Source organism: Petrotoga sp. 9T1HF07.CasAA.8.2, assembly GCF_002895585.1.
GTDB lineage: Bacteria > Thermotogota > Thermotogae > Petrotogales > Petrotogaceae > Petrotoga > Petrotoga mobilis.
On the sequence record NZ_AZRI01000007.1, the window covers coordinates 28,213 to 42,565 of the forward strand.

Annotated in this window: 13 protein-coding genes and 1 pseudogene; 1 reads left to right on the plus strand and 13 read right to left on the minus strand. The window is 33.4% G+C overall.

Annotated elements, in window-relative coordinates:
* Positions 1-28: 28 nt before the first annotated feature.
* The 11 genes from X925_RS01145 to X925_RS01195 all read right to left on the minus strand — a co-directional run bounded on the left by X925_RS01145 (position 29) and on the right by X925_RS01195 (position 11,290).
* Positions 29-1,000, minus strand: a complete 972-nt coding sequence (locus X925_RS01145; RefSeq protein WP_121958900.1) for a radical SAM protein — start codon at positions 998-1,000, stop codon at positions 29-31.
* Positions 1,001-1,203: 203 nt separating this feature from the next.
* Positions 1,204-2,082, minus strand: a complete 879-nt coding sequence (locus X925_RS01150) for a radical SAM protein (protein WP_121958901.1) — start codon at positions 2,080-2,082, stop codon at positions 1,204-1,206.
* Positions 2,069-2,830 (minus strand): ribonuclease III, encoded by a 762-nt coding sequence (gene rnc, locus X925_RS01155; RefSeq protein WP_121958902.1) that lies wholly within the window; start codon positions 2,828-2,830, stop codon positions 2,069-2,071. Before rnc ends, X925_RS01150 begins: the two co-directional genes overlap by 14 nt.
* Positions 2,827-4,722: a transketolase gene (locus X925_RS01160; RefSeq protein ID WP_121958903.1), complete on the minus strand. Its 1,896-nt coding sequence runs from the start codon at positions 4,720-4,722 to the stop codon at positions 2,827-2,829. Before X925_RS01160 ends, rnc begins: the two co-directional genes overlap by 4 nt.
* Positions 4,723-4,761: 39 nt before the next feature.
* Positions 4,762-4,971, minus strand: a complete 210-nt coding sequence (locus X925_RS01165) for a DUF2905 domain-containing protein (RefSeq protein WP_121958904.1) — start codon at positions 4,969-4,971, stop codon at positions 4,762-4,764.
* A 174-nt stretch (positions 4,972-5,145) separates the two neighbouring features.
* A complete protein-coding gene (locus X925_RS01170; protein WP_121958905.1) occupies positions 5,146-5,973 on the minus strand; it encodes a regulatory iron-sulfur-containing complex subunit RicT in 828 nt (275 codons plus the stop codon).
* A 21-nt stretch (positions 5,974-5,994) separates the two neighbouring features.
* Positions 5,995-7,035: a hypothetical protein gene (locus X925_RS01175; RefSeq protein ID WP_121958906.1), complete on the minus strand. Its 1,041-nt coding sequence runs from the start codon at positions 7,033-7,035 to the stop codon at positions 5,995-5,997.
* Positions 7,036-7,059: 24 nt separating this feature from the next.
* Positions 7,060-7,530: a YaaR family protein gene (locus X925_RS01180; RefSeq protein ID WP_121958907.1), complete on the minus strand. Its 471-nt coding sequence runs from the start codon at positions 7,528-7,530 to the stop codon at positions 7,060-7,062.
* 17 nt (positions 7,531-7,547) lie between these two features.
* Positions 7,548-8,597 carry a flavodoxin-dependent (E)-4-hydroxy-3-methylbut-2-enyl-diphosphate synthase gene (gene ispG, locus X925_RS01185; RefSeq protein WP_121958908.1) on the minus strand — a complete coding sequence of 350 codons (1,050 nt, stop codon included), beginning with the start codon at positions 8,595-8,597 and terminating at the stop codon, positions 7,548-7,550.
* A 15-nt stretch (positions 8,598-8,612) separates the two neighbouring features.
* Complete coding sequence (locus X925_RS01190; RefSeq protein ID WP_121958909.1) at positions 8,613-10,136, minus strand: site-2 protease family protein; 1,524 nt, start codon at positions 10,134-10,136, stop codon at positions 8,613-8,615.
* The gene (locus X925_RS01195) at positions 10,133-11,290 is read right to left on the minus strand and encodes a 1-deoxy-D-xylulose-5-phosphate reductoisomerase (protein ID WP_121958910.1); all 1,158 of its coding nucleotides are present in this window, start codon (positions 11,288-11,290) and stop codon (positions 10,133-10,135) included. Before X925_RS01195 ends, X925_RS01190 begins: the two co-directional genes overlap by 4 nt.
* A 141-nt stretch (positions 11,291-11,431) precedes the next feature.
* On the opposite strand from X925_RS01195, the gene X925_RS01200 reads away from it, so the two are divergent.
* The gene (locus tag X925_RS01200; protein WP_121958911.1) at positions 11,432-12,514 is read left to right on the plus strand and encodes a YfbR-like 5'-deoxynucleotidase; all 1,083 of its coding nucleotides are present in this window, start codon (positions 11,432-11,434) and stop codon (positions 12,512-12,514) included.
* On the opposite strand, the gene X925_RS01205 is transcribed toward X925_RS01200, so the two are convergent.
* Together X925_RS01205 and X925_RS01210 are read right to left on the minus strand one after the other, a co-directional pair.
* Positions 12,501-12,710, minus strand: a complete 210-nt coding sequence (locus X925_RS01205; RefSeq protein WP_012209721.1) for a hypothetical protein — start codon at positions 12,708-12,710, stop codon at positions 12,501-12,503. The genes X925_RS01200 and X925_RS01205 overlap by 14 nt on opposite strands.
* A gap of 183 nt (positions 12,711-12,893) precedes the next feature.
* A pseudogene (locus X925_RS01210) lies at positions 12,894-14,353 on the minus strand (tetratricopeptide repeat protein); the annotation flags it as partial.

The window sequence follows — 14,353 nt, forward strand, 5'->3', positions numbered from 1 at the left end:
AGATCACCCCTCTGGTGGTTACTAAGGTTTATTGTAACGTTGAAAAAACTTCTTTTACTTTATCCTCTTCTTTTAAATTGTGAGTCTGAATCCAACCATTTTCAAATCCTAATTCATACAAATAGTCTACTACTTCCTGATATTCTGATTTGTATAAATACCTTGATAATTTTTCATGATTTTTTGCCTTATAAACCGGAACGTACTGGTCCATTAAACTGACATGTACCTTTTCGGAAACATCATACTTTAAGAATTTTAAGGCTTCTTTCGCTTGGTTTATTAGATTGGGTAAAACTAAAATACGAATTATTATTCCTCTTTTCAAAATGTTAGACTTTTCATCTACTATAAAAGTTTCACCAATCTGACGATACATCTCTTTAACAGCTATTTGAACATTACTCCAGTAATCCTTTACTCCTGAAAACCTTTTACTAACTATGTTACTAGTATACCTTATATCAGCTAAATATATATCAACGACATCCTCCATCATCTTTAAAGTGTCTATTCTTTCATAAGATGATGTATTCCACACTATAGGTAATCTAAATCCACGTTCTATTGCATATATTAAAGCGTCAAAAATAAAAGGTAAGTATGGAGTGGCTGTTACCAAATCTAAATTGGCAGCCTTCATTTCATTCTGTAATTTTAAGAAAATTTCTGCTAAGTCGATTGTTGAAATGTTCTTTCCGAAACCCAGTTGACTAAAATTAAAATTCTGACAATAGACACACCTCATCGTACAATTGCTAAAGAAAATACCACCTGCACCATTTTCTCCTTGCAATACAGGCTCTTCTCCAGGATAAAGAACATACTCGGAAATTTTTATTTCGTTCCCGACCCTACAAGTTCCAACATTTGTTAACCTATTTACTTTACACTGCCGAGGGCAAAGATCACATTTTTCTAATCGTTTCATCAAATAATCACGTCTTTTATGAAGTTCACCTGACTCGTATAACTTCATGTAAGAAGGTAAAATTTCCATCTTATAATTATAACCTCCACAATTATCTATCATTCTTACTTACATACAATCTCCTTTAGCTCCCCTTCGCCCAGCAACCCGCCCGGATGGGTGGGGGAGGGCTCCGCCCTGTAACCCTTTTAAAATCAAAATCTTATTTTTGAAAATCTTTTTATTTCTAAAGTGCCTAAATCTATCATACTGTGTTTAAAGATACTAAAATATTATTTTGAGTCTCCCTTAGTCCCGCTTCCCATCCTATCACCCATCTCATTGGAAGGGAAAGCACAACATTCGTAACTATAACTAATCCGGTAATTTTCTCTTTCAGCTTTTTCGATAACTTTGCCAATAGGTTGAACAATTTTATTTACAATACCTAAAAGGTTGGTTTGTAGCTCTTCTCTATATTTCCCTTTAGGATGCATGCAGCCTAAAGTTAACTTTTTATGTGGAAAATCTTTTCTTACCTTTGAGAGAAAAGAAACAACTTCAGACACTTTTGGAGGTTGATAAGAATAAAATTCAGTCCCAACGGTGGGTATAAAAACGAGAAATATTATTTCCTCTATTCGATCTCGAATTTTTTTTAATTTTTCAATCGCTTTTATTTCATGAGAGAATTCACCTTTATTCAAACCTATAGTAATATGTGGTTTAACGTCAAAATCATTCTTTACAAGCAACTCAAATGAAGACCAAATCTTCTCAAAATCCAATTCCTCATAAACCTCTTTTACCGTTTGCTGATCTCCAACCAAATCAAAAGATACGGTATTTGCAAGCTTTTTTAAAATCTGGATGTCTTTTTCATCCACGTAGCCAGTATGTACATTATATTTCAAATTATATCTAGTTTTTAGATTATATAGTATATCTTCAAAAATTGCTATTGGAACCTTCCCATCAGGTAGTAATCCACCACTAATTAAAAAAGAAGTGAATCCATTTTTTACTAAATCTTCTATATCTTTTATTCTGGCCATATTATTTAGATAGTGCCCACCACAATGTTTACAGTTCAGAAAACAATAATTTCCTGTTAATGATATCGAAGAGGTATTCTTTAAAATAACGAATTCAATCTCTTTAATCAACGACATCATTCCCACCAATAGAGTTCAAAAACTTCTCACAAGCAATTTTTGCTGCTAATTGTTCGGCAATTTTCTTTGAAAAACCTTCACCTATGCCAAGTATCTCATCATCTAGTTTAACAGCCACCTTGTATTTTTTCATATGTGATGGCCCAGAAGCACTTAATAACACATATTCAGGCAATTTTTTTGTTTTTTCTTGAGTTAGTTCTTGTAACTTTGTTTTATAATCAAGAAAAATATTGCCTTCAACAGCATTTTCAATGTATTCCTTCATGTTTTTTATTATATACTTCTTTACCTTTTCATATCCACAACTTATATAAATACAAGCAAACACTGCTTCCATAGTATCGGATAAAATTGACTTTTTTCTTCGACCACTTTGTTTGTCTTCCCCCTTACTTAAAAAAATAAAATTATCTAACCCTAGTTTTAAAGCGACTTCAGCCAAAATGACTTCGCTCCCTATAATAGCCCTCGCCTTTGACATTTCTCCTTCGGAAAGATAATAGTTGTTGTAAAGAAACTCGGAGATAACTAACTCCAAAACGGCATCTCCGAGAAATTCTAACCTTTCATTAGAATCCAGTCTTCTTTGAATATTTTCGCTATCGAAAACATACGATTTATGACACAACGCTTCAAACAGCAACTTTTCATTGACACATGCTGGTAGAAGAAGAATCTTTTTTGCACTTTTTAGCGTTTCTTCCTCTTGCAAAGACAATTTTAAATTATCTTCATATTTCATTTGTTTTCAATTAATCCTTTCATCTTTTTTACCAGTGATTCTACGTCATATCCATAAATCTTTAGCAAATCATTGATTGTTCCAGACGGTGTATAGTCTCTTAATCCCATAGGTTCAAAATAAGAGGGTTTCAAAGAATTTCTGATCATAGCTTTTGATAATTCATTTGACAAACCATTTTCTACGTTGTGGTCTTCTAAAGTTAACACAATAGTATTGTCAACAAATTCTTTAATCTGTATAAGGTCAAAATCCAAAGGAGTCGGTACGCCAATTACTGTAATTTGAATATTTTCTTCTTTCAACTTATCAGCTGCTTCAACCGCTAAATGAGCAAAGCTTCCGTATGTGAATACTGTTAGGTCTTTGCCTTTTCTAAAAATATCCAACTTCCCATACTCAAAGTTATAATCGTTACCGTAATAAACGTCGCCTTTTTCATCTAACAAAATTGGAAGGTTTGATCTTCCCATAGCAATCACAAAGTTACCAGGAACTTTTGCAGCGTACCTAATCGCTTTATCAGTTTGATTTGCATCACAAGGTACGATCAGTTTAGTATGGTATAAGCTTCTGACTATCCCAATATAATTGACTTCATGATGGGTCTTACCATCTTCTCCAACATCCATACCACAATGGGTGACAACGGTCTTTAAATTAGTGTGATTAATATCGTTTAATCTTTGCTGATTAAATACCTCATCTAAACCAAATACTCCAAAATCAGCGAAAAAAGTTAATACTCCACTAACAGACAATGCTCCACCAATCGTAGCAGCGTTATGTTCCTCAATGCCAATTTGAATGTAGCCTTCAGGATTGACTTTTTCAAACTTTCCCAAATTAACGGATGGTTTCAAATCACAATCAATAGCGACTACTGGAAAGTTATCCTTATTCAGTTTTGCAAGATCAGCAATAGCGTTCCCAAATGCGTTACGATTAGCAACCTTTGTCCCCTTCTCATAAACTATAGGTTGCCCCGTTTCAACCTTTAATTCAATATTTGGATAATTTAGCTTATCCCTATTTAAGGTAATATTTTTTCTTCTTTCAATGTACTTTTCCAAATCGTTCTCTAAACCTAATTCTTCTAAAGCCTTACTTAATTGTTCCTTGGTGAGCGCTTTACCGTGATAGGTCGGAGTGTTTTCCATAAAAGAAACACCTTTCCCTATAATTGTCTTGCCTACAATCACTGTTGGTCTTAATGGTTCATTTTCGGCCACTTCCAACGCCTTATTGATCTGCTCAAAATCATGACCATCAATTTCTATTACGTTCCAACCAGCTGCTTTGTATTCGCCAACTATATTTACTGATAATATATCTCTGGCTCTACCGGATATTTGAATATCATTGTAATCCAGTAGAACAATTAGGTTATTTAGGCCTTCTTTTATAGCAGTTCTCCTTGCTTCTGCAATCTGCCCTTTCGAACTTTCTCCATCACTACTAAAAACGTAAACTCTATAATCTTTTTTCCTCTTTTTAGCTGCCAAAGCCATTCCTACCCCAGCAGATAAACCTTGACCTAAATTCCCTGTTGACCACTCAACACCCGGTATTCCGCGGGTAACATGTCCTTCAAATATACTTCCAGCATATCTGAATCCCGAAATAACTTCTTCGATATCTATAAAGCCCATTCTCCCTAAAGCTGTATAAAAACCAGGGGAAGTATGCCCGTGACTAACCACAATCCTATCTCTATCTGGGTTGAAAGGATCCTCTGGGAAAATATTTGCCCTATTTAAAACCGATAAAAACATGTCAATTGAAGACATAGACCCTGCAGGATGACCAGAATTAGCTACAGTGGTCATCTTCAGGATATCTCCTCTGGCGATTAACGACAAACTTTTTAGTTCTTTTAAACTTTTTTTCAATGAATCCACCTCCAAAGAATTTAGATCTAGTATTAGATATTAGAAAAATCTTCGAATGATAATTGATAGCAATGTGATTATTCCACTTACAATAAGCATTGTTGTAATGGGAATATATAAAACAAAGTTTTCTCTTTTTATTATTATATCTCCAGGAAGTCTTCCGAGTTTTATATTAAACGCAAACATCAACCCAATGATTACAAACAAAATACCGATAGTTATGAATACAATTGCAATCGTTCTCATATGTTCACAAAAAACTACTGCAGCAGACTAACTATTTTAGTAACGAAAGGAATGCAGTAGTTTTTCTCACTCCTTTCAGGATATTTAATATCCATATTCATCCTTTCTTTGAAATAACCTTAACCATCTTCTCATAGCCTTTCCACCTTCGTCGTTAGACGGAGGCAGTTGATTTTAAGAATTACCGTTGTTGAAATAGGAAAAAGGAACTTTAATTATGATAGGTTGATTTTCTTCTATTACTTGCAATGAAACTTCTTTTAAGAACACATTGACCGTTACGACTCTGGCTGGCTTTCCTTCGTATTCTATTGTAGTATTCTCATTTGGCACATTTTTAAGGACCTCTTTATAAAAATCATTCTCATATTTTAAGCAACAAAGAAGTTTCCCGCATCTGCCTGAGATTTTAGCGGTGTTAATCATCATCTGTTGCGTCTTTGCAAGTTCCATTTTTATAGAAGAAAAATCTCTCAAAAATCTACTACAACAAGCTTCTTGCCCACATAAACCAATTGATCCAATCTTCTTTACTTCATCTCTAGCTCCTACCTGTTTAAGTTCAATTCTTGTTTTGTACCTTTTTGCTAATATCTTTACCAATTCTCTGAAATCTATTCTGACATCGGAACCAAAGTAAATTACTAATTTTGATCTATCAAAAGTAAAATCGGCATCAAGAATTCTCATTTTTAAACCTAATTCTCTAACCATTTGTTTTGCGTATTGTGCTACTTCTTTAGCCTTTTCAACATTTTCTTCTATTTGTTTTTTGTCTTCATCTCCAACTTTTCTAACTATTGAGTTTGGTTCATAACCAATTTCTTCAAACCTCATAGTAACAGGTCCTAACACAACCCTACCAACTTCTATTCCGTTTTCTGTTTGAACCAAAACATAGTCAAATATATTGATTTTTTCCATCCCTAAATAACTAAAGTAGTTGATGGAACCTAATCTTTCTAATTCTACCCCATAAACTTCGGCTTTTAGATCTATCAAAAGATTTCACTCCTATTGTTATTATTTAATAGTTCTACTAAAACATCCCTTAATTCTAAAAAAATGAGTAAATATTTCCATTTCGAAATTAAAGTTAGCTAATCTCATCGTAGACATCCTGTTCAGATATGAGAGAGTATCTTTAATTTGCTCTAGATTAACGGAATGTTCATTTAATCCAAAGAAATAAACAAGTGAATTATTCCAAAAATATTTCCACTTGGAAGAATTCAAAAACACCATCGAATCTCTCAACAAAATCGAGCCTAAAGCAGATATATTACGTAAAAAAGATAAATTTTCCACATCATTTTTTATTTGGGCAATATTTTTTATCAGATAAAAGAACTCTTTATCGTTTGAATTTATTAATATATCCCACAATTTATAATATGAAAGAGCAAATTTCAATTTGTTTTCTGACAAATCGAGTGACAATTTAAAATTGTTTAATAATTCATCAAGATTATTAGCTGAAGAATTAACTATCCTCTCTACCTCATCTTTAATTCTAGAAACATCTGTATTTTCATCAATAAGAAATAATAAAACTCCTAAATCATAATGTTGAAAAAAATTAAAATAAATTGCTATTTCCTCATACTTGCTATTAACATTCTCAATTAGAGTTGAAGGAATCGAAAGATCATACCTTATAAAACGACTTTTAAGGGTAGGGAGCAAATAATTCCACCGCGTAGTAGTGCTAAATACCAAAGCAAAGTCAGGAGGCTCTTCGATTAATTTGAGTGCAGCGTTTGCCGCTTCTATATTCAATCTATCTATATCCTCAAAAAAAACAACCTTCACCTTTGCATAGTTAGGTTTATACAGTAAAAACTCTTCCACATCCCTAACTTGTTCTATCTTAATATTTCCACCAAAAGGCTTTATAATTAAGGTATCTAATTTATTAAAGGCTGAAACTGAATTTAATAATTCATCTCTGAAATTATGCAAAATGAAATTATCTTCACAAACAAAACACATGGAGCTTGCTTTAATTGTATCTATTTTTGATTCAATTTTTTCTATTGTATCATAAAAGAATGAGTTACTCAAAAGGAGCACCTTCTATACCATTTTTTATTTGTACAAATCTAAAATCAATCCGTTTATTTGTTCGATTTTCGATGCATATAGTAATGTATTTTTCTCTCTTTTTAAAATCATATCAGTCAATTCCATGAGTTTGCCATCAACTACCTCTGCAACCATATGTAGTTGAGGTGTTGAGTTTTTAAAATCAAGATCGTTTTTTATCACATACCAATGTTTTTCCAATCTTTTTAGGAAATCTTTGATTGAATTTCTGTATCCACTTAAATTAGCTTGAGTTGGAGACTTCACAAAGTAATTCCCAAGTTTAAGAATATTATCAATCATACTCTTTAATTCACTTTCGGAAATTTTTAAATTCGTATCGACCAGTACATCGAAAAAACCTTCTTTTTCCCTTACTTCAGAAGTAGAAATATTGTGATCTTTTGATTTTTTTATCTTCTTCTTTTTCATCTCTTTATCAGTTTTCTTTCCAGTAATAGGATCTATCTCCATAATATTCCCTTCTTCAGTTAAGAATTCTGAAAAACCTCTATAACTTCAAAAAGCTTCTCTTTTATATCATTTCTCTTAATTGTTCCATAAAGCTCCCCTTTAAGAAAAATAGCCGCTGATCCATTTTTGGTACCAACTATAGCAATATCAGAATGTTTAGCTTCACCAGGACCATTAACAACACACCCCATGACCGCTATCGTAATATTTTTTTTAACCTCTTTGCCTTTTAAAATTCTTTTTACCTCGTAGGCTAAACTTTCAACATCGATCTCTGTCCTTGCACAGGTAGGACAGGCTATGACTCTTACCCCTTTTTTTAAACCTAATGCTATTAACAAATCTTTTGCTAATTCGACTTCCCTGAGCGGATCACCACTGATAGATATTCTGATGGTATCTCCTATGTCGTTTATAAGTAAAGAACCTAAGCCTGCTGAAGACAATATAACAGCATCCTCAAAAACGCCAGCTTCAGTAACTCCGATATGAAAAGGATAAGGTATCAAACCCGCAAGATATTTATTGGCTTCGAAGGTTTCTTTTGCATCAACAGATTTGACAGAAACAACGATATCGTAAAAACCTTCTTTTTCTAACAAGCTAACTTCTTTTAAAGCGCTTTCAGCCAATGCTTTATGTCTTGGTAAATCAGAAAATTCCTTAGCAATCGAACCAGAATTAGACCCTACTCTTATTGGGACGTTATAATCCTTAGCGACTTTAACTATTTCACGTATTTTAACATCTGAGCCAATATTGCCCGGGTTTATTCTTACTTTCGAAGCACCTGCTTTAATAGACTCTATTGCTAACCTATAGTCAAAATGAATATCTGCAACCAAAGGTATTTTAGCTTTTTTTACGATCTCACTAAAGGGTTGAATGTCATCTTTACTTCTCACTGATACCCTTACAATCTGAGCACCAGAATTTTTCAATCGTTCAATTTGAAGCAGAGTTTTCTCAACATTTGAGGTATCTGTATTCGTCATACTTTGGATAACAATGGGGTACTTTCCACCAATCTTAACCCCACCAACGTCAACTACTTTTTGTGAGAACATCAATAAAGCACCTCATTAGAAAAATCTCATTATATCGTTATAAGTGACAAAAATCATCAAAAATATCAAGAACAAAAATCCAATAGTATTGACTATCGCCTCGACTTTTGGACTTACCCTTTTTCTAGTTATTATTTCATAGATAGAAAAAACGATTCTACCGCCATCTAATCCAGGTATTGGGATCAAATTAAAAACTCCTAAACTAATAGTTATCAAAGCGGTTAAATTTAAAATAGCATCGAATCCAACCATTGCAGCCTGCCCTATTATGGCAGCAGCTCCAACAGGACCTGCTATCTGATCGGCACTCAGTCTGCCAGTGAATAACTGCCCAAAAGATCTGAAAGTTAAAGAGATCAAATTATTTGCCCATTGAATAGGGGCAGTAAGAGCTTCAATACCTTTTGGATGCCAGTTCTCGTATGGGGCCTCTAAAACTCCAGGTTGAACGATAAAATCTAAAAATTCGTTTTTGGATAGATTAATATGAATTATCTGTCCATTTCTCTCTACTAGCAACTCAAGGGTATTATCTATAAAAGGTTTATATTCATTAATAACTTCTTTACCTGAAACAGCGAACATTAATTCGTCTGAATTTAATTGAATTCGATAAATTGCATTTTGCAAATCAGACCCGTTATTAATGGATACACCATTAATTTCGATTATTTTATCTCCTTGCATGAAAACATCGTTACCTTTTGCGATAACGTTTGAAAAAGTAGAGTACACGATACCTGTTTCATACATAGGAGGAAAATATGAATATTGGGAGAACTTACCTTCAATAATAGTTCCATCTTCTAACTGCAACTCTATTGGATCACCACTTTCCATTCGACTCATAACAGTGTATAAATCTTCTTCGCCATTTAGTAAAATAATCTCTTTGTTTTTCAGATTGAGCGATTCAGTATCTTCAATACCGTATAAAGTAAAAATTGCTCTTTCATTCGTAAGTTCTGGAATTAAAGTAACAATAATTTCTTCCCCATTTCTTACAACAGTTAACTCTAATGGGTTCCCAGAAGGTATTTCCAACTCTAAAATAGATGGATTAAATACATAATCACCATTTGCTTTTTTAATGATATCACCAGGTTCAAGACCAGCTTGGAGAGCAACGCTGTCCCTTCCTAATCTTTCAACCATTACCTCTGGAAAACCATAAACACCAGCTATTCCAACAAAAAGAAAATAACCTAAAAGGAAAGAAAACAAGGGCCCTGCAAAAGCTATCAAAAATTTCTGGAAAGGTTTTTTGTTGTAAAACAGTGCAGGATCAGTATCAGTATAACCTTCTTCTAATACTTCCTCACCAGCCAATCTAACATAACCACCCAATGGAATGATATTGAAGCGAAATGTGGTTTCTTTACCAGGAATCTTGAATAATGCAGGCCCAAATCCAATAGAGAATTCTTCAACTCTCGTCTTAAAAATTTTCGCAAAAATAAAATGCCCAAATTCATGCACAACTACAATAACGGATATGATAATCAAAAACCAAATAATTGATAATAAAACCGTCATTCGATAACCTCCATAATATATTTTTTCGCTATATTTCTACTGATTTTATCCACTTTAAGTATATCATCAAAATCATTAAAACTCAAGTTATTTGCAAAAGAATACTGGGTTTGCACCTCATTTACCGTTTTGTATATCACACGATAAATATCTCCAAATTTAATTGTACCTTTTAAAAAACTATCCACTGCAACCTCATCTGCGGCGTTAAATGCATTTTGTAATGGAGCCTTCCCAAGAATGCTATAAGCTAATTTTAAAGCGGGGAATCTATTGAAATCTACTCCCTCAAAATATATCTTCTCTGAAAATAAATTAGGTTTTTCAAAAACAAAATTTCGTTCAGGATAAGAAATCGAAAAAGCTATTGGAATTTTCATATCTGCTACACCGTAATGCATCTTAATTACTCCGTCAGAAAATTGAACCATAGAATGAATCCTACTGTTTCTGTTGATGGCAACCTCGATATTATTTATTTTGAATAAATGAAAAGCTTCAAATAATTCAAGAGACTTATTTACCATCGATGCAGAATCAACAGTTATTCTTTTCCCCATCGACCAAACGGGATGGTTCAATACTTCTTCCACTGAAACATTTTCAAGGGTTTCAACTGGGTAATCTCTTAAAGCTCCACCGCTAGCCGTTAATATAATCTTCTCTGGAGTCGAGGTTTCACCCATCAAAAGTTGAAATATTGCACTGTGTTCGCTATCAACAGGGATTATCTCTTTTTTGAGATTGCTAGCATAATCCAAAACATAATTTCCACCACACACAATCGATTCTTTATTCGCCAAACAGACCCGCTGGGAAACTTCTAAAGCCTTTAAGGTGTTTTTAACCCCAGAAAAACCAGAAGTAGCGATCAGAGAGTAATCAGGATTACAAAACTCCATGCTCCTTTCAACTGCATCTGCGCCAGTAAAAATGAGACAACCATTAAAAGTTTTGGGCATATTTTCAATATTTTCAACTATCCCAGCACTAATCAGATCGTATTTATCGATGGCTTCTTTTAATTTATCCCAACTCTTATAAACAGATCCTCCTACTATCTTAAAATTGTCTTTAAACCACCCGCTATTTAACACTTCTATAGCCTGTTGACCAATTGACCCGGAAATTCCAGCGATGAAAATACTTTTCACATATAAACCCCTTTCTCATTTCACTATTCTAAGCACAAAATAAATTATACCATCAATTCAAATAATCATAAATTAAAAAATGTGTTAAAATAATTAAGAAATACAAAAGCGAAATATTGAATCAATTAAGAAGGTGATTAAATGAACATTGGTAATTTTCTTTTAGAAAGTTCTAATTTGTTTACAGTCTACAGATGGAACAACAATCCTGCAATTGTAAGATTTAGCGAATCCGACAACATATACAACAACCTTCTTTTAAGTATATTTGTATTCTCCGAAGAATCTAAGGAAAATTTGGTAAAAATACTTCACAACAAAATATATGAAGCAATTCCCAAAATAAGATTATCAGACATATCATTGGCTACCAAAAGCAAAATTGAAGAAAAAGGCAAAAAACTTTGGGATGAAGTGATTAACAAAACCTACAAAGAAGTAGAATCTTATTTTGATAGCGATATTAGATCAAAACTATTAATTCATTATGCCTTTGATGAAGAAATAGAAAAAAAAGTTAGAATGATAAACCTTCTCGTTGCTCAAAAAGAAGCAAGTATTAACGAAAGAGTCTTTCCTGAATACTACACTGAACCTAAAATAAAAAACCAAACGAAAATAAAAAAAATGGATATACAAGATAAAAAAGAGATAGAAGAATTAGCTAATGAATTGTTAGAAATATCAACAAGATTGGTGACTATGATAAGATGGAACAAAAATCATAGAAATATTAAAAGTTCCGTAGCTTCACATACTTTTTTCGTTTTTTTAATTTCTTATCTTTTAGCTCTAAAAGCTAATTTACAAATGAAAGAAATTTACGATATTATGATTGCTTCTATACTACATGATTTGCCTGAAGCATTTACAGGTGATGTGATAAGCCCCACTAAAAGAAAAGTACGAGGCTTAGAAGAGATAATTGGAGAAATAGAAAAAGACTTCATTAAAGACTGGTACAATAATAAAATTGCTATGAAAGAGAAAATTAAAAAATACGAAAAATACATATATGCTCCATTCGAAAATGATTATGGAGCATACGTGAAAACATCTGATCTAATGGCTGCACTAATAGAATGTTCACTAGAAATAAGTACCGGAAACCAAAATAAATATTTTATCGATACCTTTAAAAATATAAAAGAGGAGATATTACACTTCTCTCCAATAGATATTAGTGAAATTATGAATGAAATAGAATCATCTATTCACCCCTAATGTATTTTTTCTCGCCGTTAGGTAGTTTGAATTTAACAACGACTCCTTTTTGAGGTTTTTCATAACCTAAATATATTTTATGTACATTAGATTGATTAACTCCTGATTCTACACCTTCCGCTGAAATGTGTGCTTCAAAAGGACGAATGCTAGTGCTTTTCGATAAATCATCAAAGAGTTTTTCTCTAACAGACACACAATTCTTTTAGCTCTTATGTTGTACTTCCAACTTCCTTTATTTTCCAACAATTTTTTCCTCATGTCCTATAGCTCTAACCTCCAAAAAAGCTTATCTTTATATATTTTGTGCTTCCTTGTAAACTGTAATTGTATTCTTTAGTTTTCAGCCCCTAAATGTGAATTTTAGTTAAAACTAAGACTATTTTTCATATAAAATTTCCTGCACTTTGGAAATTTTCGACTCTATTAAATCAATTATTTCCCAAGGAAATTTTTCTTCTTTAAATATTTTAAGTGCTTCCTTGTATGCTTTGAGTGCATTCTTCCAATTTTCTGATGTGGCTTCTAGTTTAGCTAGTTGGGAATATGCATCCCCAAGGTTTTCTTTAACCGTTGCATAATCTCCTTGATACTGTTGAGGAGTATACACCTTAAGTGCTTCTTCATGGGCTTTGATTACATTCTTCCAATACTCTGATTCCTTTTCAATATCAGAAAGCTTGATGTAGGCATCTCTAAGATTTTTTTGTGTGATAGCATACTCTTCTGGAAAACGCTCAAGAGGTCCAACCTTCAGCGCTTCTTTATAGGCTTTGACTGTATTCTCCCAATTCTCCTTTGTTTCCTCTACTCCTGCAAGCTTGAAATACGCATCTCCAAGATTTTTTTGTGTGATAGCATACTCTTCTGGAAAACGCTCAAGAGGTCCAACCTTCAGCGCTTCTTTATAGGCTTTGATTGCATTTCCCCAATTCTCTCTTATTGCCTCTACCCCAGCGAGTTTGTTGTAGGCAACCGCAAGATTTTTTAACACCATTGCATAATCTTTTGGGAATCGCTCAAGAATCTGTACTTTCAGCGCTTCTTCATAGGCTTTAATTACATTCTTCCAATTCTCTGATTTCGTTTCAATATCGGCTAGCTTGATGTACGCATCCACAAGATTTTTTTGCACAATTGCATGCTCTTCTGGAAATTGCTCAAAAGTATAAAAATTAAGTGTTTTCTCATAGGCTTTGATTGCATTCTTCGAATTCTCTGATGTCGTCACAACGTCGACAAGCTTGATGTACGCATCTCCAAGGTTTTTCTGTGTGATTGCATACTCTTCTGTGTATCGTTTAAGAGTCCCAACTTTCAGAGCACCATTATAGGCTTTGACCACATTCCCCCAATTCCCTTTTGTTGCCTCTATCCCAGCAAGTTTGATGTATGCATCCACAAGATTTTTTTGAACCATTGCATAATCTTTTGGGAATTGCTCAAGAATTCCTACGTTTAGCGCTTCTTCATAGGCTTTGATTGCAATCCTCCAATTCTCTGATTTCGTTTCAATATCGGCTAGCTTGATGTACGCATCTACAAGATTTATTTGAACCCCAGCATACTCTTCTGGGAAGCGCTCTAGAATTTCAACCTTCAGTGCTTCTTCATAGGCTTTGATTGCATTCTCCCAATTTCTTGATGTCGTTTCTAGTTTAGCTAGGTAGGAGTATGCATCCCCAAGATTTTTTTGAACCCCTGCATACTCTTCTGGGAAGCGCTCTAGAATTTCAACCTTCAGTGCTTCTTCATAGGCTTTGATTGCATTCTCCCAATTTCTTGATGTCGTTTCTAGTTTAGCTAGGTGGGAGTATGCATCCCCAAGGTTTTTTTGAA

Bases quoted from the DNA above. Each gene is read 5' to 3' on its own strand.
- X925_RS01200 (WP_121958911.1), top strand. From the start codon at position 11,432: ATGAACATTGGTAATTTTCTTTTAGAAAGTTCTAATTTGTTTACAGTC.
- X925_RS01145 (WP_121958900.1), bottom strand. From the start codon at position 1,000: ATGGAAATTTTACCTTCTTACATGAAGTTATACGAGTCAGGTGAACTT.
- X925_RS01180 (WP_121958907.1), bottom strand. From the start codon at position 7,530: ATGGAGATAGATCCTATTACTGGAAAGAAAACTGATAAAGAGATGAAA.
- ispG (WP_121958908.1), bottom strand. From the start codon at position 8,597: ATGTTCTCACAAAAAGTAGTTGACGTTGGTGGGGTTAAGATTGGTGGA.
- X925_RS01150 (WP_121958901.1), bottom strand. From the start codon at position 2,082: ATGTCGTTGATTAAAGAGATTGAATTCGTTATTTTAAAGAATACCTCT.
- X925_RS01165 (WP_121958904.1), bottom strand. From the start codon at position 4,971: ATGAGAACGATTGCAATTGTATTCATAACTATCGGTATTTTGTTTGTA.
- rnc (WP_121958902.1), bottom strand. From the start codon at position 2,830: ATGAAATATGAAGATAATTTAAAATTGTCTTTGCAAGAGGAAGAAACG.
- X925_RS01190 (WP_121958909.1), bottom strand. From the start codon at position 10,136: ATGACGGTTTTATTATCAATTATTTGGTTTTTGATTATCATATCCGTT.